Source organism: Embleya sp. NPDC001921 (assembly GCF_053594475.1).
Genome location: NZ_JBSFEO010000077.1, coordinates 13,809 through 33,464, shown reverse-complemented (window position 1 = coordinate 33,464; position 19,656 = coordinate 13,809). Strand labels below are relative to the sequence as shown.

14 protein-coding genes are annotated in these 19,656 nt (G+C 71.4%); 6 read left to right on the top strand and 8 right to left on the bottom strand.

Annotated features, from left to right (window positions below):
- Positions 1-116: 116 nt before the first annotated feature.
- Both ACWCPW_RS48180 and ACWCPW_RS48175 read right to left on the bottom strand, forming a co-directional pair.
- Positions 117-542 carry a CoA-binding protein gene (locus ACWCPW_RS48180; RefSeq protein ID WP_449767997.1) on the bottom strand — a complete coding sequence of 142 codons (426 nt, stop codon included), beginning with the start codon at positions 540-542 and terminating at the stop codon, positions 117-119.
- Positions 543-648: 106 nt separating this feature from the next.
- Entirely contained in the window at positions 649-1,968 is a 1,320-nt protein-coding gene (locus ACWCPW_RS48175; protein WP_449767996.1) for a UDP-glucose dehydrogenase family protein, read from the bottom strand.
- A gap of 250 nt (positions 1,969-2,218) precedes the next feature.
- On the opposite strand from ACWCPW_RS48175, the gene ACWCPW_RS48170 reads away from it, so the two are divergent.
- Entirely contained in the window at positions 2,219-3,379 is a 1,161-nt protein-coding gene (locus ACWCPW_RS48170; RefSeq protein WP_449767995.1) for an acyl-CoA dehydrogenase, read from the top strand.
- A 126-nt stretch (positions 3,380-3,505) separates the two neighbouring features.
- On the opposite strand, the gene ACWCPW_RS48165 is transcribed toward ACWCPW_RS48170, so the two are convergent.
- From ACWCPW_RS48165 to ACWCPW_RS48155, 3 genes are all read right to left on the bottom strand, one after another.
- A complete protein-coding gene (locus tag ACWCPW_RS48165; protein ID WP_449767998.1) occupies positions 3,506-4,108 on the bottom strand; it encodes an acyltransferase in 603 nt (200 codons plus the stop codon).
- A gap of 22 nt (positions 4,109-4,130) precedes the next feature.
- Positions 4,131-5,663 carry a glycosyltransferase gene (locus ACWCPW_RS48160; protein ID WP_449767994.1) on the bottom strand — a complete coding sequence of 511 codons (1,533 nt, stop codon included), beginning with the start codon at positions 5,661-5,663 and terminating at the stop codon, positions 4,131-4,133.
- A 348-nt stretch (positions 5,664-6,011) separates the two neighbouring features.
- Positions 6,012-7,085: a glycosyltransferase family 2 protein gene (locus tag ACWCPW_RS48155; protein WP_449767993.1), complete on the bottom strand. Its 1,074-nt coding sequence runs from the start codon at positions 7,083-7,085 to the stop codon at positions 6,012-6,014.
- A 258-nt stretch (positions 7,086-7,343) separates the two neighbouring features.
- Between ACWCPW_RS48155 and ACWCPW_RS48150 the strand changes: the two genes are divergently transcribed.
- The 5 genes from ACWCPW_RS48150 (at position 7,344) to ACWCPW_RS48130 (ending at position 15,929) form a co-directional block, all read left to right on the top strand.
- Complete coding sequence (locus tag ACWCPW_RS48150; RefSeq protein WP_449767992.1) at positions 7,344-8,867, top strand: LCP family protein; 1,524 nt, start codon at positions 7,344-7,346, stop codon at positions 8,865-8,867.
- 78 nt (positions 8,868-8,945) lie between these two features.
- Positions 8,946-10,316 (top strand): LCP family protein, encoded by a 1,371-nt coding sequence (locus ACWCPW_RS48145; protein WP_449767991.1) that lies wholly within the window; start codon positions 8,946-8,948, stop codon positions 10,314-10,316.
- 122 nt (positions 10,317-10,438) lie between these two features.
- A complete protein-coding gene (locus ACWCPW_RS48140) occupies positions 10,439-12,271 on the top strand; it encodes an HSP90 family protein (protein WP_449767990.1) in 1,833 nt (610 codons plus the stop codon).
- A gap of 9 nt (positions 12,272-12,280) precedes the next feature.
- Complete coding sequence (locus tag ACWCPW_RS48135) at positions 12,281-15,184, top strand: hypothetical protein (RefSeq protein WP_449767989.1); 2,904 nt, start codon at positions 12,281-12,283, stop codon at positions 15,182-15,184.
- 214 nt (positions 15,185-15,398) lie between these two features.
- Positions 15,399-15,929 (top strand): pyridoxamine 5'-phosphate oxidase family protein, encoded by a 531-nt coding sequence (locus tag ACWCPW_RS48130; RefSeq protein ID WP_449767988.1) that lies wholly within the window; start codon positions 15,399-15,401, stop codon positions 15,927-15,929.
- A gap of 109 nt (positions 15,930-16,038) precedes the next feature.
- Here the strand turns inward: ACWCPW_RS48130 and ACWCPW_RS48125 are convergent, their stop codons facing one another.
- The 3 genes from ACWCPW_RS48125 to ACWCPW_RS48115 form a co-directional block, all read right to left on the bottom strand.
- A complete protein-coding gene (locus ACWCPW_RS48125; RefSeq protein ID WP_449767987.1) occupies positions 16,039-16,503 on the bottom strand; it encodes a DUF6299 family protein in 465 nt (154 codons plus the stop codon).
- Positions 16,504-16,727: 224 nt separating this feature from the next.
- Positions 16,728-17,219, bottom strand: a complete 492-nt coding sequence (locus ACWCPW_RS48120) for a GNAT family N-acetyltransferase (protein WP_449767986.1) — start codon at positions 17,217-17,219, stop codon at positions 16,728-16,730.
- Between the two features lie 267 nt (positions 17,220-17,486).
- Positions 17,487-19,343, bottom strand: coding sequence for an LCP family protein (locus tag ACWCPW_RS48115; RefSeq protein ID WP_449767985.1), 1,857 nt, complete (start codon positions 19,341-19,343; stop codon positions 17,487-17,489).
- Positions 19,344-19,656 lie beyond the last annotated feature (313 nt).

The window sequence follows — 19,656 nt, the reverse complement described above, 5'->3', positions numbered from 1 at the left end:
CGAAGCGGAGGGACACGAAGCCCCGAGCGAGGCGCCGCTTTTTCTTGGAGGAGCTTGCGGGGGAAAGAAAAAGCGGCGCCTCGCGAGCCGGCGACAAAGTCGCCCGACAAAACAGCTCAGGACCGGCCCGCGCCGGTCATGGTGATGCGCTGGAGCTCCACCGCGGAGCAGCGGTCCATCACCATGTCCAGACCCGCGTCGCGGACGCGCTGGTAGGCCCGCTCGTCGATCACGTCCAACTGGAACCAGACCGCCTTCGCCCCGACCTTGACGGCCTGGTCGGCGATGTCGCCGGCGTGTTCCGAGTTGACGAACACGTCGACCACGTCGACCGGGAACGGGATCTCGGCGAGCGTGGCGTAGCCCTGCTCGCCGTGCACGATCTCGGCCTTCGGGTGCACGGGCACGACGCGCTTTCCCCACTGGCGGAGGAACGCGGCTACTCCATATGCGGCGCGATGGGAGTTGGTGCTGAGCCCCACCACCGCCCACGTGTGCGTGTCGAGGATCCGTCGGATCGTGGCCTCGTCGCCGTACGGCATGCTGATGACCTCGCAGTCCTTGTCTCGCTGCTCGCGGTGCCCCCCGACAGACGGACGGCGCGGCGCCGTCGGCCCGGTGAGTGTGCCCCCGGGGCGGGCCGGCTACTCAGGGGCGACCGAGTGCCCGGTACGTCCATCCTGCGCCGCGCCAGCGCACCGGGTCGAGGGCGTTGCGCCCGTCGAGTACGCGACGTTGTGCAACGATCTCGCCCAGTTCGACCGGATCCATCTCGCGAAACTCCGGCCACTCGGTCAGATGCAGCACCACATGGGCGCCCCGGGCGGCGTCGAAGGCGGTCTCCGCGAAGGTCAGGCCCGGGTACATCTTCCTGGCGTTGTCCATCGCCTTGGGGTCGTACACGGTCACCTCGCCGCCCTGGAGCTGCACCTGGGCGGCGACGTTGAGTGCGGGCGAGTCGCGGATGTCGTCCGAGTTCGGCTTGAAGGCGGCGCCGAAGACGGCCACCCGGCGGCCCAGGAAGCTGCCGTCGCACTGCTCGCGGGCGAGGTCGACCATCCGGAACCGGCGGCGCATGTTGATCGCGTCCACCTCGCGCAGGAAGGTGAGCGCCTGGTCGGCGCCCAATTCACCCGCCCGGGCCATGAACGCGCGGATGTCCTTGGGCAGGCAGCCACCGCCGAAGCCGAGGCCGGCCTTGAGGAAGCGGCCGTTGATCCGCGGGTCGAAGGCGAGTGCCTCGGACAGTTGCTCGACGTCGGCCCCGGCCGCCTCGCAGACCTCGGCCATTGCGTTGATGAAGGAGATCTTGGTGGCCAGGAACGAGTTGGCGGCGGTCTTGACCAGCTCGGAGGTGGCGAAGTCGGTCACCACGAGCGGCACGTCCTCGGCCAGCAGCCGCGCGTACACCTCGCGCAGCGCGGCCTCGGCCCGCTGCGAGCGCACGCCGATCACCAGCCGGTCCGGGTGCAGGGTGTCCTGGACGGCGTAGCCCTCGCGCAGGAACTCGGGGTTCCAGGCCAGCTCGGCCTCGGTGTCCACCGGCGCCAGCTCGGCGATCCGCACGGCGAGGCGCTCGGCGGTGCCGACCGGGACGGTGGACTTGCCGACGACCAGGCACGGGCGGGTGAGCAGCGGGGCCAGCGCGTCCACGGCGGCGTCGATGTAGGACACGTCGGCGGCGAACTCGCCCTTGCGCTGCGGCGTGTTCACGCAGACGAAGTGCACGTCGCCGAACTCGGCGATCTCGGCGACGTCGGTGGTGAAGCGCAGCCGCCCCGACGTGACGTGCGGGGCCATCAGCTCTTCCAGCCCGGGCTCCCAGAACGGCGTCCGGCCGCTCGAGAGGGTGGCCACCTTGTCCGGATCCACGTCCATTCCCAGGACCTCGAAGCCCAGCTCGGCCATGCACGCCGCGTGCGTGGCGCCCAGGTAGCCGGTACCGATGACCGTGATGCGGGGTGCCACGTACGTCACCTGACTTCTTCGTCGAGGGGCGGGATGGAGCCTGATGGAGCGGGATGGGACGGGTACGGATGCCGTCCGTCATGGATCGTATCCGTCGCCGTCACGCCGGCGTCGTCGAATCGTGGCCGTGCCGATGCGGGCCAGGTCGGGGTCCGGCTGAATAATTGTGGGCGACAGTGTTGTTTACTGAGCGGTAATAAAACGCTGCTGCGTACGCGCCGCACATCCTTCAGTCGAGAGGCAGGCACCCGTGGCCGGACGAAAAGACTTCGACCTCTACCGCGTCTCCGAGGAGCACGACATGCTCCGCGAGTCGGTCCGCGCCCTCGCCGAGGCGAAGATCGCCCCGTTCGCCGCCGAGGTCGACGAGCAGTCCCGTTTTCCGCAGGAGGCGCTGGACGCGCTCAGCGCGAACGATCTGCACGCGGTCCACATCCCCGAGGAGTACGGCGGCTCGGGCGCGGACGCGCTGGCCACCGTGATCGTGATCGAGGAGATCGCGCGGGTGTGCGCCTCCTCGTCGCTGATCCCGGCGGTCAACAAGCTCGGCACCATGCCGCTCGTGCTGTCCGGGTCCGAGGACCTCAAGCGGCGCTACCTCGGCGCGGTGGCGCGCGGCGACGGGATGTTCTCCTACTGCCTGTCCGAGCCCGAGGCGGGCTCGGACGCCGCCGCGATGAAGACCCGCGCGGTGCGCGACGGCGACTCGTGGGTGCTGAACGGGGTCAAGCGCTGGATCACCAACGCGGGCGTGTCCGAGTTCTACACGGTGATGGCGGTGACCGACCCGGACAAGCGCAGCAAGGGCATCTCGGCCTTCGTGGTGGAGAAGTCGGACGAGGGCGTCTCGTTCGGCGCGCCGGAGAAGAAGCTCGGCATCAAGGGTTCGCCGACGCGCGAGGTCTACCTCGACAACGTGCGGATCCCGGCCGACCGGATCATCGGCGCCGAGGGCACCGGCTTCGCCACCGCGATGAGGACGCTCGACCACACGCGCGTGACGATCGCGGCGCAGGCGCTGGGCATCGCGCAGGGCGCGCTCGACTACGCGAAGGGGTACGTGCGGGAGCGCAAGCAGTTCGGCAAGCCGATCGCCGACTTCCAGGGCATCCAGTTCATGCTCGCGGACATGGCGATGAAGCTGGAGGCGGCCCGGCAACTGACCTACGCGGCGGCGGCCAAGTCCGAGCGCGGCGACGCGGACCTGACCTTCCACGGCGCCGCCGCCAAGTGCTTCGCCTCCGACGCGGCGATGGAGATCACCGTGGACGCGGTCCAGCTCCTCGGCGGCTACGGCTACACGCGCGACTACCCGCTGGAGCGGATGATGCGCGACGCCAAGATCACCCAGATCTACGAGGGCACCAACCAGGTCCAGCGCATCGTGATGGCCCGGAACCTGCCGAAGTAGGCTCCCCGGCCCGCACGGGCGACGTGCGGAGCGCCACGATCCCCCGGCCGCGACGCTTCGGCCGGGGGATTCGGCGATCGGGGCGGCAACCGGAAGGGCGCACCGGCTCCCGGCGTTCCGCGACGCCTACGCGGTCGAGGCGGCCGGCGGTGGTGTCAGGGCCAGCCGCCCGTCCTGTTCCGTGTACAGCTCGCCGGTTTCCGGGCAGCGCCACCGGCCGTCGCCCGCGTCGGTCAGGGGCACGCCCGCGCGACCGACCCATTTGATGCGGCGGGCCGGAACGCCGGCCATCAGGGCGTGGTCGGGGACGTCGCGATGCACCACCGCACCGGCCGCGATCAGGGCCCAGCGGCCGATCGTCACGCCCGCGACGACCACGCTGCGGGCGCCCACGGCGGCACCCTGACGGACCGTCACACCCTGGGCAGGCCAGTCTTTTTCGCCCTTGAGCAGGCCGTCGGGGGTGATCGCGCGCGGGTACATGTCGTTGGTCAGCACGACGGCCGGGCCGATGAAGACGCCGTCCTCCAGCACCGCGGGCTCGTAGACCAGCGCGTGGTTCTGCACCTTGACGTTGGCCCCGACGCGGACCGCGGGTCCGATGTACGCGCCGCGGCCGATCACGCAGTTCGGGCCGAGGACCGCGTCCTCCCGGATCTGGGCGAGGTGCCACACACGGGTGCCCTCGCCGATGATTGCCGACTCGTCAACGTCCGCGCTCGGGTCGATTGCCACCCCCGAACGCTAGTGCTCACTGGGCCGCCACGCCCAGGAAATCGGCGAGGACGCGGGCCGAACGCCGGCCGTCGTGGTGCTCGGCGACGTACGCCGGGCCGCGGGCGGCCAGTTCGCGAGCCGCGTCCGGTTCGGCGATCACCTCCTCCAGCACCTCGGCGAGCGAGTTCGGGTCGGCGCCGCGGATGGGCGGGTCGGACGGCAGGTGGGCGGTCGCCGACTCGTGCAGGTAGCAGATCGTCAGGCGGCCCGCCGCGAGCGCCTGACACGACGTCATGCCATAGGAGCCGCAGGCGAATTGGTCGAGCACGATGTCGGCGTCCGCGAACAGCGCCGGGAGTTCGCGGGTGGGCCGGTTCAGGATCCGCCGGTACTCGATCAGGCCGATCTCGTGCAGTCGGTGCAGGGTGGGCTCGATCCGCGCGGTGCCGTGCAGGAACGGGCTCGTCATCACATGCAGTACGACCGGGCGTTCCCGGGTGAGCACCGGCGTGTCGGCGCGCCAGACCCCGGGGTCGAGCGCGGGGGGCAGCCACACCGCGTTCGGCACGTCCGCGATCAGGTCGGGCGTGGCCACGAAGGTCGGCACGTCCAGGTCCCGCAGGATCGGCAGCAGCCGGTCCACCTTGGCCTGCAACGCGTGGGTGAGCTCGTAGCGCGGGTCGAACGGCGAGAACTCGACCCGGGCCCGGTGCGCCGCCGGATCGCGCACCTCCGAGCCGTACAGCACCAGCCCCAGCGCGATCCCGGCCGCCCGCAGCTCGGCCAGGTCGGTGTCCACCCAGGAACCGCCGAGCCGGCCGAACGCGGGCATCCCGCACTCCGCCAGGACGTGGGTGTAGCGATCCAGCACATGGGCGAGCCGGCCCAGTTGCCAGCGGGTGGACAGCCAGTCGTCGGTCTCGATCGCCTGATCGGCGGGGTGGTCCAGGGTATTGGCGGAGGCGAGCGCGGACGCCTCGGCACGGACGCCCGGCAGGTGCCGCTCGACCGCGCGGGCCCACGCGTGCCCCTGTCCGCAGGTGTTGGTCGGTCCGATGCCCAGCACCGGCGAGGACACGGGCGGCGGCTCCGCGTCGGCCGCGAACGCGCGCACGTACGGCTCGTACGCCTGGGCGCAGCGCAGCGCCCACGCGTCGGCGTCGCGCTCGGCCTCGGCCCGGTGGGTGCGGCGGATCGCCTCCAGGTCGCGCTGGGCCATGATCCGGCGCAGCCCCTTGAGCACCCCACCGCCGTCTAGCGCCTCGACGGCGGCCCGCGCGGCGGCCAGCCGGGCGGTCTTGTCCGGGTCCACCGGCACCCGCAGCGAGCGCACCACGCCGGTCTGGGACACCCGCACCGAGGTGGTCACCGCGACCGTCTCGGCGGGCTCGACCCGCAGCACGTAGGCACCCTCGACGGGATCGTCCGGATGTTCCCCGCCCACGTCCGTGTGGGTGACGACGACCCGTCGCAGCCGCTCGGGCGGGGTGAAGCCGCGATCCTCCGCGGCCTGCCGGGCGTCCGGAATCGCCACTCCAGCGGCCACAGCCGAGTCCCTGTCGCTCATCGCCGTCGTCTCCCAAGGCCGTGCCGACTGTTCACAGACTGTCACCGGGGACGAGCGGTGACCAGGGCGGCCACGTTACTTGGCTTTACCGAACGGACCCGGTTTCCGGCCGAGGAAACGGCGAGTCGTCGACCCGGGCCGGCTTCGGAGCCCGATCCCGGGCCGCGTCCGAAGCGTGATCCGGGCCGCATCCGAGGCCGCGTGCGAGGTCCGATCCCGGGCCGCGTCCGAGGCGACGCCGAAGACGCGCTCGCAGGCCCGCCGGGCGCCCCGCGCCGGGGGCGCACAACGCGAGGGCCCGGGCCGCACGCGCGCGACCCGGGCCCTCGGACAACCGTTGCCGGTGGTTCAGCTCAACTCGTCGGCCGGCCGCTCCGTGCCCGCCTCGACCCGATCGGCGAGGCTCTTCGGGCTGGTCAGGAAGCCGGCCCCCCAAGCCCCGTGCATCGTGGCCAGCACGATGGGCAGGCGTACGAACGCGGCGGGCCGCAGGCCGCGGCCCTCCCACGCGACGCCGCCCAGGATGGCCACCACGTAGCCGCCGGGCAGCAGCCAGCCGGGCCAGAAGCCGACCAGGCCGGCCACCGTGCCCAGCGCGACCGCGAGCAGCGCGGCCGGCGGCGCGAGATAGCGAAAGTTGACCGAACCCTTGTGGTGCCGGGACACCACCCGCCGCCAACGGCCGTAGTTGAAGTACTGCTTGGCCAGGGCCCTGGGGGTCTGCCTGGGCCGGTAGGAGACCTTGAGCTCGGGCGAGAACCAGATCAGGTAGCCGGCCTGCCGGATCCGGTAGTTCAGCTCCCAGTCCTGGGCGCGCTCGAACTCCTCGTTGTACCCGCCCATTTCCTCCAGCACCTCGCGCCGGAAGACGCCGAGGTACACGGTGTCCGCCGGCCCCGCGCTGCCGCCGGTGTGGAAGCGCGCGTTCCCGACGCCGAGTTTGGAGGTCATCGCGCGGGCGACCGCGTCCTCGTACGGGGTGGTGCCCTCGGCGTGCATGAGTCCGCCGACATTGGCCGCACCGGTGTCGACCAGCAACCGGACGGCGGTGGAGATGTAGCCCTCGGGCAGGATGCCGTGGCCGTCGACGCGCACGATCACCGGATGGCTGGAGGCGCCGATCGCGGCGTTGAGCGCGCACGGGGTCCGACCGCTCGGGTTGGCGACGGTGTGTACCCGCTCGTCGTTCGCGACCAATCGGGCGGCGATGGTGTCGGTGTCGTCCGTGGACGGGCCGAGCGCGATCACCACTTCGATGTCGCCGGGGTAGTCCTGCGCGAGCACACGACCGACGGCCTCTTCGAGATGTCGGGACTCGTTGAGCACCGGCATGATCACGGAGACGGGCGGTTTTTCGGGAAGCGGCTCCGCTCGGCGAGCTGGGGGCTCGTGCGTGGCGGGCTCGTCGGCGGTGTGATTCATCGCCTTGGAGCGTACTGCGAATGGACCTGCCGACGGGCATCGACCGGGTGAGCGAGCGAGGGCGGCCGTCGGCGTGCCGTCCCCGATCCCGTCCGATCCCGCTTTACGGTGGTTCGACGCCCACCGCAACCGTGGTCGGACGGGCAGGCGTCCTTCGGGTGAACGCGGGTACGGATGCACATCCGCACGGTGCGCGCCGCAAGGGTGCGCGGCGAACGGCGGGACGAGATCGGTCCGCGAGGAGGGACACCGCACCCCATGGCGACGACTGGCGGCCGACCCCCGGCGAGAACCACCAACGGCGACCGGACCGAGCGCAACGTCGGTCGCAACTGGCTCGTACTGATCACCGGCGTGCTCGCGGCGGCGATCCTGGCGACCAGCGGCATCGGCTGGGCGTGGGTGAAGCACTTCGACGGGAAGATCCAGCGGATAGACCCGTTCAAGGGCTTGAACGACCGCCCGGACACCGGATCCGGCAAGGACCTCAACTTCCTGGTCGTCGGCTCGGACAACCGCGCCGGCATCTCCAAGGACACGCTCAACAAGCTGCACGCCGGTGGTGAGTCCTGCGACTGCACGGACACCGTGATGATCGTGCACCTCAACGCCAAGCGGGACCGCGCGACCATCACCAGCCTGCCGCGCGACAGCTACGTGGAGTTCCCCGCGCACAAGGACAAGACCACCGGCGAGCAGCGCGGCCCCTCCAAGGGCAAGATCAACGCCGCCTACACGCTCGGCGGCCCCTCGCTCACGGTCGCCACCGTGGAGAAGGCCACCGGCATCCGGATCGACCACTACATCGAGGTCAACTTCGTCTCGTTCGTCAGCGTCGTGGACACCCTCGGCGGCATCGAGATGTGTACGCCCAAGGCGCTGCGCGACCCCAAGTCCGGCCTGGACCTGCCCGCCGGCACCAGCAAGCTGGACGGCGTCAAGGCCCTCCAGTTCGTCCGCGCCCGGTACATCGCCAGCGACCCGACCGGTGACATCGGCCGTACCCAGCGTCAGCAGAAGTTCATGACGCAGGTGCTCGCGAAGGCGACCTCGTCCGGCACGCTGACCGACCCGCTCAAGCTCAAGAACGTGCTGGACGCGGTGCTCGGCTCGATCAAGGTCGACGACAAGATGAGCTCGCAGGACTTCCTGGAGTTGGGCGGCAAGCTCAGGAACCTGACCAACTCCGGTGTCACCTACGCGCAGGTGCCGCTCAAGAGCATGGACCACCAGGTCCCGGACTGGGGCTCGACCGTGTTGTGGGACGACGCGAAGGCGGCCGGTCTGTTCCAGGCGATCCGCGACGACAAGGACCTGATCGCGCCGCCGGAGAAGAAGCCCGACACACCGGGTGCCACCACCGCCCCGGCGCCGTCCCCGGTGTCGGTCGAGGTGGCGCCGGGAGACATCTCGGTGCTGGTGTACAACGGCGCGCCGACCACCGGCCTGGGGCCGCGCGTGCACGAGGACCTCAAGAACGCGGGTTTCGCGATGGCCGGCGCGCCGCGCGTCTCCACCTCGACGGACGGGGTCCGCACGATCATCCGGTACGACCCCCGGTGGAACCGCTCGGTCAAGACGGTGCAGGCCGCGCTGCCGGGCGCGACGCTGGAGTCGGTCACCGGTCTGGGCCGCACGATCGAGGTGGTCGCGGGCTCGTCGTACCAGGGAACGACCCCGGTCCGGGTCGGCGGCGCGAGCAGCGAGCAGCCGTCCATCGCCGCGACACCGAATCCGGCATACTCCGCCAAATCCGGTGACGAGGTCTCGTGTAAGAAGTGAGCATCAACTGTGGAACAGATGGTCGATGAGATAGGCATTCGGTTGCCTCGGGGCTGATCGAGTGAAAGCTTCGGTCTCATGAGTAATTGGCCGCCGGGATGGGCGGATGGCGACCAACAGCCGCAGCAGCCCCCTCCGGGAACGATTCCGAGCCGCCCCGGCGGCCACTCCGCCGGTGGACATCCGGTCGGGGGGCCGCCGGCCGGTGGCTATCCGCCGCAGTCGCCGGGCGGCTATCCGCCCGCGCCGGGTGGGTACCCGCCGCCGGGCGGTGTCCCGCCGGTCCGGCAGGCGCCCGGCCTGGACGCCTATCCGCCGCAACCGCCGGTCGCCGACGCGCACGGCGCGCCCCCGGCGCCGGTGGGACCGCCGCCGCAGCGCGGGCCGAGCGACCCCGGCGGGCCCGACGGCCCCGACGGGCCGCCTCGCCCCGGTGGTCCGCCGTCGCGCCCGCGCGGCCCGGTCAACTGGAAGAAGCGCATCCTCGTCGGGATCGCCGTCTTCGTCACGCTGATCGTGGTGTTCGGCACCGTGACGTACTTCTGGGCCGACTCGAAGATCCGGCACGAGGACGTCCTGGACAACTACAAGGGCCGCCCGGCGTCGACCGCGGGCACCACGTGGCTGATCGTCGGCTCGGACAGCCGTGAGGGCCTGGACGCCGACGACCGCAAGAAGCTGCACACCGGCAAGGCCTCGGGCAAGCGCACCGACTCGATGATGCTGCTGCACAAGGGCAAGGGCGGCACCGCGCTGATCAGCCTGCCGCGCGACTCGTATGTGGACATCCCGGCGTTCAGCAAGAACGGCAAGACGGTCAAGGCGCAGAAGAACAAGCTCAACGCGGCCTTCGACCTCGGCGGCGCGCCGCTGCTGGCCCGGACCGTCGAGATCGCCACCGGCATTCGGCTCGACCACTACGCGGAGATCGGCTTCGGCGGCTTCAACAACATCGTCGACGCGATGGACGGCGTGGACATCTGCCTCAAGGGGCCGATCAAGGACGAGAAGTCCGGCGCGGACCTGAAGGCCGGCTGCCAGACGCTGGACGGCGCGGAGGCGCTCGCCTTCGTTCGCTCCCGCTACTACGACCCGGCACGCTCCGACCTGGCCCGGATGGAGAACCAGCAGAAGTTCCTCAGCGCGCTGGCGAAGAAGGCCAAGTCGGCGAGCGTGCTGCTCAACCCGTTCAGCGCCTTCCCGGTCGCGGACGCCTCGCTGAGCGCGGTGACGGTGGACGACGACACCGGGCTGTTCGACCTGTACGACCTGTTCAAGGACATGGGCAGCCTGTCCGGCGGCGACGGTGTCACCACGACGGTGCCGATCTCGAACCCCGGATACCCCGTCAAGAATGTCGGCTCCACCGTGCTGTGGGACGACAAGGGTTCCAAGGCGCTGTTCCAGGCGCTGCGCGACGGGCGGACCGTGGACGCGCCCGAGAGCTGAACCCCGGTCGGCGGGGACCGGCGGGCGGACAACCGACTCGCCGCCTGTCCCCGCCGTTTCGTACCATCAGCACTCGGCCGGGATGTCGGCCGGCGATCCTGCCCCGAGGTGACGAAGTCCGCATGAACGACGCCGCGATATCCGCCGCAGACCACACCTTCCAGGTCGATCTGCGCGGTCTGGTCGACCTGTTGTCGCACCACCTCTACTCCAGCCCCCGGGTATACCTGCGCGAGCTGCTGCAGAACGGCGTCGACGCGGTCACCGCGCGCAGAGCCGCGGATCCGGAGGCGGACGCGGCGATCACCGTCACGGTCGAGGACGGCGGCCTGCGGATCGCGGACACCGGCGTCGGGCTGACCGAGGCCGACGTGCACCGCTTCCTGGCGACCATCGGGCGCAGCTCCAAGCGGGACGAGTTGGAGAGCGCGCGGCGGGACTACATCGGCCAGTTCGGCATCGGTCTGCTCGCGTGCTTCGTGGTCGCCGACGAGATCACCGTGGTGACCCGCTCGGCGCTGGTGGACGCGCCGCCGGTGGAGTGGAAGGCCGGCTCCGACGGCCGTTACACGGTCCGCACGTTGGCCCGCGAGGAGCGCGAGGAGCCGGGTACCACGGTCTTCCTGACGCCGCGTCGGGGCAGCGAGTCCTGGTTCGCCCCGGACCGGGTGATCGAACTCGCCCGCGACTTCGGCGCGTTGCTGCCGTACCGGGTCACCGTGGTGGCCGCCGGTGAGCACACGCCGATCACCGACACGCCCGCGGTGTGGGATCGCCCGTACCCCACGGCGGAGCGCCGTCGGGCCGCGCTCGCCGCCTACTGCGAGAGCCGGCTCGGCTTCACCCCGCTGGACGTGATCGACCTGGACGTACCGCTCGCGGGGGTGCGCGGCGCGGCGTTCGTGCTGCCGGAGGCGGTCAGTCCGGCGATGCGCGGCAAGCACCGCGTGCACCTCAAGGGCATGCTGCTCACCGAGAACGCCGACGGGCTGTTGCCCGACTGGGCGTTCTTCGTGCGCTGCGTCGTGGACACCGACACGCTGCGGCCCACCGCGTCCCGGGAGAGCCTGTACGACGACGAGTCGCTGGCCGCCGTGCGGGACGCGCTCGGCGCACACATCCGGGACTGGCTGGCGAACCTGGCCGCGCACGATCAGCCGCGGCTGGCCCGGTTCCTGAGTGTGCATCACCTGGGCGTGAAGGCACTCGCCCGGCACGACGACGAACTGCTGCGCCTGGTCCTGCCGTGGCTGCCGTTCGAGACCACGGACGGGCGGATCGCGCTCGACGAGTTCGCCCGTCGGCATCCGGTGGTGCACGTGACCTCGACCGTGGAGGAATACCGGCAGGTCGCGCCGATCGCGGCGGCTGCCGGGCTCGGCGTGGTCAACGGCGGCTACACCTACGACCTGGACCTGGTCTACCGACTGGCCGAGATCCGCCCGGGCACCACCGTCACCGAACTCGACCCGGACACCGTCACCGCGCACCTGGACTCGGTCGACCCGGCCGCCGAACTGGCCGCGGCGAGCTTCCTCGCGCACGCGCGGGCCGCGCTCGATCCGCTCTCCTGCGACGTGTCGCTGCGCACCTTCCAGCCGGTCACCGTGCCGGCGTTGCTGCTGGACGGGCGGGACGCGCGCGGCGAGCGCGGGCGGGCCGAAGCCGAGCAGGACGCGGCCGGCCGCGGCGACGACCTGTGGTCGGGCATCCTCGGCTCGCTGCGCGGTCAGGGTCCGCGCGCACAACTCGTGCTCAATCACCTCAACCCGCTGGTCCGCCGGATCGCCGGCCTCGACGATCCCGAACTGGCCCGGGCCGCGGTCGAAGGACTGTACGGCCAGGCCCTGTTGCTCAGCCACCGGCCGCTCACCTCGGCCGAGACCGGCCTGCTCGGCCGATCCTTCCTCGGCCTGCTGGAGCGGGCCGTCCACCAGCCCAACCCCGCCGAATAGGAACCTTTGATGGAAATCCGTGACGACGCCGGGTTCTTCGCTGCCCTGGACGCGAACGAGGAACTGCCCTACGGCAAGGCCCGCACCGCCCGCGCCGAGGAACTGGTCGTGGTGGCCGAGCGGATGGGCAACGACGAGAACCTCGCGTGGGCGCTGCTGCGGCTGATCACCGCGTACAACTACGGCGGCGAGTCGCCGCGCACACCGGTGCCGCTGTCCCGGCTGCTCAAGCTGTGGGACGAGCACCCCGAGGGCTTCGACGAGCAGTTGACCCACCATCTGTTCTGGGACCTCAAGTGGGTCACCAGTTCGCTGCTGTCGGTGCCCGAGGTGCCGATGACCGCGATCCGCGGCTACCTCGCGGACATGGAGCGCCGCTACCGCACGGCGGGACACAGCCCGCGTCCGGTGCACCAGAGCCGGTTCTACCTGGCCCGGCACGTGGGCGCGGACGCGGAGACCTCCGAGGCGTTCGACGCGTGGCTGGCCGCCGACCGGGATCGACTCGCCGACTGCGACGCGTGCGAACGGCGCGAGCAGGCCCGCTGGTTGATCGCGCGGGGCCGGGACGCGGACGCGCTGGAACTGCTCGCGCCCACCCTGTACGGCGAGTTGACCTGCGCCGAGGAGCCGCAGGTCTCGCTGGCCACGTCGATGTTGCCGCTGGTGCGCGTGGGCGACCCGGATCGGGCGCGCGCCCACCACCTGCGCGGCTACCGGTCGGTGCGCGGCAAGGTGAGCACGTACGCGGCGGTCGCCGAGCACATCGAGTTCTGCGCGCTGACCGGCAACGAGGGTCGCGGCATCGAGATCCTGGCCGAACACCGTGCGTGGCTGGAGCGTCCGCAGAGCGACCCCTCCGACCACTCCGACTTCCTGGCCGGCGTCGCGGTGCTGCTGCGCCGGTTGGTCGCGGTCGCCGGGCCCGAACTGGTGGTCTTCGAGGACACCTCGGCCGGCGCGCTGCGCGATACGGTCGAGCGCGAACTCTTCGAGATCACCGCGCGCTTCGACGCGCGCAACGGCAACGACGCGGTGAGCTCGCGGGTGCGGCGCCGGCTGGCGGCCGTACCGGTGGCCACGTCGCTGCCGCTGGGGCTGCGTTCGGCGCGGGTGGCCGCGGCGACCGAGCCGGCCACCCCGAAAATCGCCGTCTCCGCCGCCGCCGATGCCACCGAACTGCTGGCTCACGCACGTGAGTCGGATGCGAAGGGGCATCCCGACTCGGAGGCCGCCTGGCGGCAGTACGCGGCCGCCGCGCGGGAGCGGGGGCAGGACGTGGACGCCTTCGCGATCGCCGCGATCGACGAGGCGGACGGGGTCGAGCTGGTCGAGGAAGGCGAGTTCGCGGCCGGTATCGCGGCGCTGACCCGGGCCGCGGCCGGCTATCTGGCGGCGGACGCGCCCGGGCGGGCCGTGGGTGCCGAGGTGCGCGTCGCGATGGCGCGGTTCCGGGCCGAGGAGGCGGACACGATCGAGCTGTTCGACGCCGCTCGGGACAAGGCCGCCGGATTCCTGCCGGAGGACGCCGCGCCGCTCGCACTGGTCCTGCACCACCGGGTGATCGTGGCGCTGGCGAGCGAGGCGGAGGACGTCGACGACGTCCTCACCGAACTGCACGACCTCGGCCGCGAGTACGGACTGAGGCACCGTCAGGCGGCGGCTCTGCACATTCGCGCCGAGCGGGCACTGCAGCAGGATCGTGCGACCGACGCCCTGGCCGATCTGAGCGCCGCCATCACGCTGTGCGGCGAGGCCGAACGGCCGTGGCTGGCCTGCCGGCCGCTGTTCCTGCGCAGCCAGGTGCGGATGCAGTCGGGCGATCCGGCGGGGGCCGAGGCGGACATGCGGGAGGCGCTGGAGAAGGCCGCGTTCTACGCCGAGCCGCAGTTCCCGGTCGGCCACGCGCTGACCATGCTGGCGAACGCCCTCGGTGCGCAGGAAAGGGCCGAGGACGCGCTGCCGTTCGCGCTGGAGGCCGCGCACGTCTTCGACGACGAGGGCGACGCGGAGATGGCGGCGGCGTGCCGCAGGGGCGCCGTGGCGATGTTGTTCGGGCTGGGCCGGGACGCGGAGGCCGCGGCGATCCTGGAGGAGTTGCTGCCGGAGATCGAGGCGCATCACGGCGCCGAACACGCTATGCACGAGCGCTGGGCCCTGGGCATGTGCCTGCGCCGACTCGGCGACGCCCGGGACGCGGCCAAGCATCTGTCGATGGCCGCCGAGGCCGCGACGAAGGTCGCCGATCGGGCGACGCAGGCGGAGCTCGCGGTGGCCGCGGCGCACGCGCTCGACGACGCGGGGATGGCGCCGCAGGCACAGGCGGCCTTCGGCCGGGCGATCGAACTGCTGCGCGCCGAGGGCGACGTGCGTGAGACGGTCCGCGCCCTGCGCGCGAAGGCGTGGAACATCGCGGGCAACACGGACCGGGAGGACCCGTCGGGGGTGGACCGGGCGTTGGCGCTGTTCGGGGAGGCGTTGCGGGAGCTGGCGGGGGCCGGGGGCGGCGCGGACTCGGGTGCGGGTTCCGGTGCGGATACGGCAGCGGATGCGGGTTCGGGTGACGGGTCGGCGTCGGGCGTGGGCGCGGGTGACGACGCGGCGGCGATGATCGCGGTCGAGACGGCCGGTACGCATCACCAGCTCGCCCACCTGCTGGCGCGCGCCGACCGGCTGCATCCGGCGCTGGACGCGGCCGACCGGGCGGCGACGGCGTATGTGCCGCTGCTGCCGGAGGAGGGCGACGGGTATGTGGACGCGGTGCAACTGGCCGCGCGGATAGAGGCGTTCGGGCTGGAGCAGCGGCAGACGGCGGTGAACCGGTTGACCGCCGCGCTGTCGGTGTGCGCGACGGCCGACTTCGAGGCGGTCCAGGAACTCAGGGCGTTGCGGAACGAGCTGGCGAAGAACTGAGCCGCGGGGGCCGGCGGGCGGGCGGGTCACGGAGGAACCCGCCGCCGGCCTCCCGGTGCCTGTCGTGCTGCCGGGCGGGCGGCCCGATGGTGTACCCGAACGGATGGCGATTCATGACGCAGGGTGTCAGGGATCCGGGTCGATCATTGACTGGTCGGCGTCCGTGACGGCGTGAACCGGGCGCCGCGGACGGATTCGGATAGGCAAGGACCCCATGCGCGAAACTCCGGAAGATCTGCACGAGCTTCAGTCCCTCCTGGACGCCTCCCTCTCCCGCTCCACCACACATCTGCGCTCGATCATCACCAGCGAGCGCACCTTGACCGCGGAGCAGCTCACCGGGATTCTCACCGGCATGTGCACCCTCGCCCTGTCCACCGTGACGGCGAAGGGCGAGCCGCGGATCAGCGGCGTGGACGGGCACTTCCTGCGGGGAAAGTGGCACTTCGGCACGGCGCGCAACGCTGCCAAGGCGCGCCACCTCGCGGCGCGCCCCGCCGTCAGCGCCGCGCACATGCGCGGTGAGGATCTGGGCGTGTTCACGCACGGCACGGTGGAGATCCTCAACCCGCGAGAGGGTGAGGCGGCCGCGGACTGGCCTGACCTGCTGGCGTACTTCAAGGACTTCTACGGCGACGACTTGTTCGACTGGGACAACGACGTGGTCTACTACCGGCTGCACCCGCACTGGATGGCCGTCTACGCCGCCGACATCGCGAAGCTCACGGCGACGCCCCGGTCCTGATACGCGCCGGTCCCGACGCGCGCCGGAACCGCGGCCCAGGGCGCGGGGGCGACCCGTCGGCCGGAGCCCCGCGACGTGGCTCCGGGCGACGGGTCGCCCGGGTGTACCGCTAGATCGCCTCGACCGCCACGTCGCGGGCGTCGTGCGCGAGGACGTTGGGGAGGATCGGGATCACGCCCTCACCGGGCGCGAGTTCGAGCAGGGTGGCCGCGCCGCGCGCGGCGCCGGGGTGGATGCCGATGTAGGGCTGCCCGGTGTTGCGCCAGGTGTGCCGGGCGCCGTCGCACGTGGCGACGCTGCCGCCGACCGAGGCGTGCCGACCTTCCTGGTCCACCTGGCCGCCGACCAGCACGGTCCCGACGTGATGGGGAGTGCATCGGTAGGTGCCGGAGAGCGTGATCGTCCCATCGGCCGCCACCCACACGGTGGAATCGATGGTGACATGGTCGCCCCCGGCACGCGCGGCACCGATGGGGAGCGTATGCGCCTGTGCGGCCACGGGGGCGAAGGCGAGCACGAGGCCGGCGAACCCGGCGGACAAAACCGTGGCCGTACGGCCGGCAGTGATGATCATGCCGTCGCCAACGATCCCGAACCCGAAAGGTTTCGCCCACGCGTACGGAGGGGGGATCGCCCACTCCGTTGCCGTCCGGGCCGTCGCGAAGGAGAAGGTGTGATGACTCGGTACGCGGGCTCACCACCCACACAGGAGGTCGAGAGGTGGCCTTGCCCGGTACGATCGCCGACCTCCGCGAGGCCTTGCCCGAAGCGGTGCGTGCCGACTTCGAGCGCGAGCGGTCAGTCCACGTCGAGTGAGGCCTCGATGGTGTCGCCGTTGGCGTCGGGTTCGGGGCGGCGGCGGAGTTCGGCACCGCCGGTGGTGAGGAGGCGTTGGGCGGCGGTGTTCGTGTCGGTCGTACCGGCCACGATGCGGCTCGCGCCCTGGGCCTTGGCCTCGGCGCGGAGCAGGGCGACCACGGCGTGACCGACGCCTTGGCCCCGGTGCGAGCGGCCGATCCACAGGCCGGCCTCCAAGGCGCCGTCCGGGGTCGGTTGGAGACGGGCGGCGCCGACCACCTGTCCGGCGACCAGGATCGCGTACGTGGTGGGGGTGGCGGCCCATTCGTGGTGGAAGGCCAGGAAGGCGGCGCGGCGGTCGGCGGTCCAGCCGGGTGGGCCGGGTACGGCCGGCATCACCTCCGCCGGGTCGGCGTCGGCCACCGCGGCGTCCAGGAGGGCGGCCAGCAAGTCTTCGTCCAGGCGGCGCAGTTGCACCCGTGCGTTGTCCACCCCCGGAGCCTCTCCACCACCGCACACCGCCGTCAAACGCATTGGCCGCTCGCGCGCTCCCGATTCCGCGCGCCCACCCCTGCCGCCGCCCGTGTCCGTTGCGCTCGCGCAGTGCCGATCCCGCGCTCACCCGCGACCGACAACCCGCCCACCCGCATCCGCAGTCGGCGACCGCCCGCCCCGGCACCGTCCCCGACCGGCAACGGCCGCCCGCTTGACCTCCGTTGGGGAGGGGTGCGGGCGGCCGTCGGCGGGTGCGGTGCCGGGCTACTTGTTCTTCTTGGGGGCGCAGACGTTCTTGTCCGCCGTCTCCAAGTCGATGTTCTTCGGGGGGTCGGTCGGTGCGGTCGTCACCGGGGGTGGGGCCGCGGCGGGGTAGTCCTTGCCGATCAGGACCTCGAAGCGGGTGAGCGTGGTCGATGTGCTCTCGATCAGCGCGCCGTCGCCCAGGCCCGTCGCGGCGGCCAGGGCCTTCGCGGCGTCCAGGCGGCCCTTGGGATAGGTGATCTTGCTGGTCGGGTGGATCTTGCCGTCCCGCGCGTTGCCGGAGGCGACCGCGACGAACTTGCGCCCGGCCAGGTCGGCGGCGACCTCGTTGGCGCGCTTGTTGACGCCGCTGCCGTTGCGTACGTCGACCTTGACCGTGGTCGGGTCCACCTTCGGCGGTTCGGGTGTCGTCTGCACCGGCGGTGCATCGGCCGCGGGCTTGTCGTCCTTGGTGACGGGTGTGTCCGTGCGCAGCATCGCCATCAGGTTGTTGGCCTCGGGCTGCTTGGGCTGCACCTTGGACTTGGCCATCGGCGGGTATTCCTCGATCGGCAGCGTGGTGAACGCCATCCGCTTCTCGGGGACCTTCTTCAACTGGTTGCCCAGCGAGATCAGCTTGTCCACGCCGCCCAGGCCCCGGTCCACGGTCAGCGACTCGACCGCGATGTTGGCGATCTTGAACATGCCCTCGACATTGGTCAGCGAGGCGCTGTTCTTCAGCTTGCGGGTGAGCGCCATCAGGAACGCCTTCTGCGCCTTGATCCGGGCCAGGTCGCTGCCGTCGCCGAAGGCGTGCCGCGCGCGCAGGAACTTGAGGGCGGTCTCGCCGCTGAGGTTCTGGTCGCCCGCGTCGAGCTTGAGGTCGGTGCCGCCCTGCTGGTTCGGCAGTACCGGGTCGTTGATCGGCTCCGAGATGCACATGTCGACGCCGTTGACGGCGTCGGTCATCTTCTTCACACCGGTGAAGTCGATCATGATGTAGTGGTCCACCTGGACCCCGAGCATCTTGTCGACCGTGGACACCGTGCACGGCGGACCGCCGTTGGCCAGGCTCTCGTTGAACGACTGCGGCCCGTTGGACGCCGGGTACGTCTTACCGTCCACGACGCACTTGGGTATCTGCACCATCGTGTCGCGCGGGATGCTGACCAGCGTCGCGTTGCTGCGGTCGGCCGAGACGTGCATCAGGATCGTGACGTCGGCGAGGCCCTCGGTGTGCTCGGACGCGCCGTACTTCTTGCCGAGACCCTTGCGGCTGTCGTTGCCGATCAGCACGATGTTCAGCGGCTTGCGCCCGAAAGCGTCCTCCTCGGCCTTGGGGATGCCCTCGCTGCCCGCGTTCTTCGCGGTGGTGTTTATTTTGCTGTCGAGGTACTTGATGTAGCCGTACGCGCTGCCGGCCAGCACCACCAGCAGGCCCACCACCGAGATGGCGATCCACTTGAGCCGCTTCTTGACCTTGCTCTTGGGCGGTCCCTCGCTCCGCGCGCTCCGGGCTCCCGCGCGCCCGGTGGGCGCGGAGCCCGCGCTGTCCCGACGCCGGGGCGGGTCGTCGCCGGCGCACTGACCCGAGGCCGCGGCCACCGCCGACGGACGGCGCCCCTCGGGGATGGCCGCCCGCGAGCGTGGCCTGGACGTACCAGGGCCGTCCGCACCGGACCCGGCACCGGAGCCGGCACCGGAGCCGGCACGGGATCCACCACCGGATCCGCTGCCGGTGCCGCCCGGTGCCCGCAGCTCGAAGCTGCCGGTGTCCGGGTTCATCACCCACATGTCCGCGACGTCCGCGTCGTCCATGCCGCCCAGGGGATCGTTGTCCCCGGGCGCGCCGCGGTGCGGCCCGTTCCCTCTGTTCACGCCGAGATCCCCTCCGGCTGTACCCGCCGCACGGTCCCCCCGGCTGTGCGCGGTTTCATGGGCGACACCGGGGTTCCGGGGCATCCGCACGGAACCCGACGGTGGTACGTGATGGTCGGTATGGAAGCAGCCACCATAACCGGCGAGTTCTCGCCATGGTCACAGAGACTGCGAAGTCCTGACACCCGGATCATCGGAAAAGGTACAAACACCCTTCAGTAATTGTTCCGGATCCGTCGTCGTTCGATCGTCGTTCGATCGATGGGGGTCGCGGACGAGCGCTTTCGCGCGAATCCCACCGCGACCCCCCTCG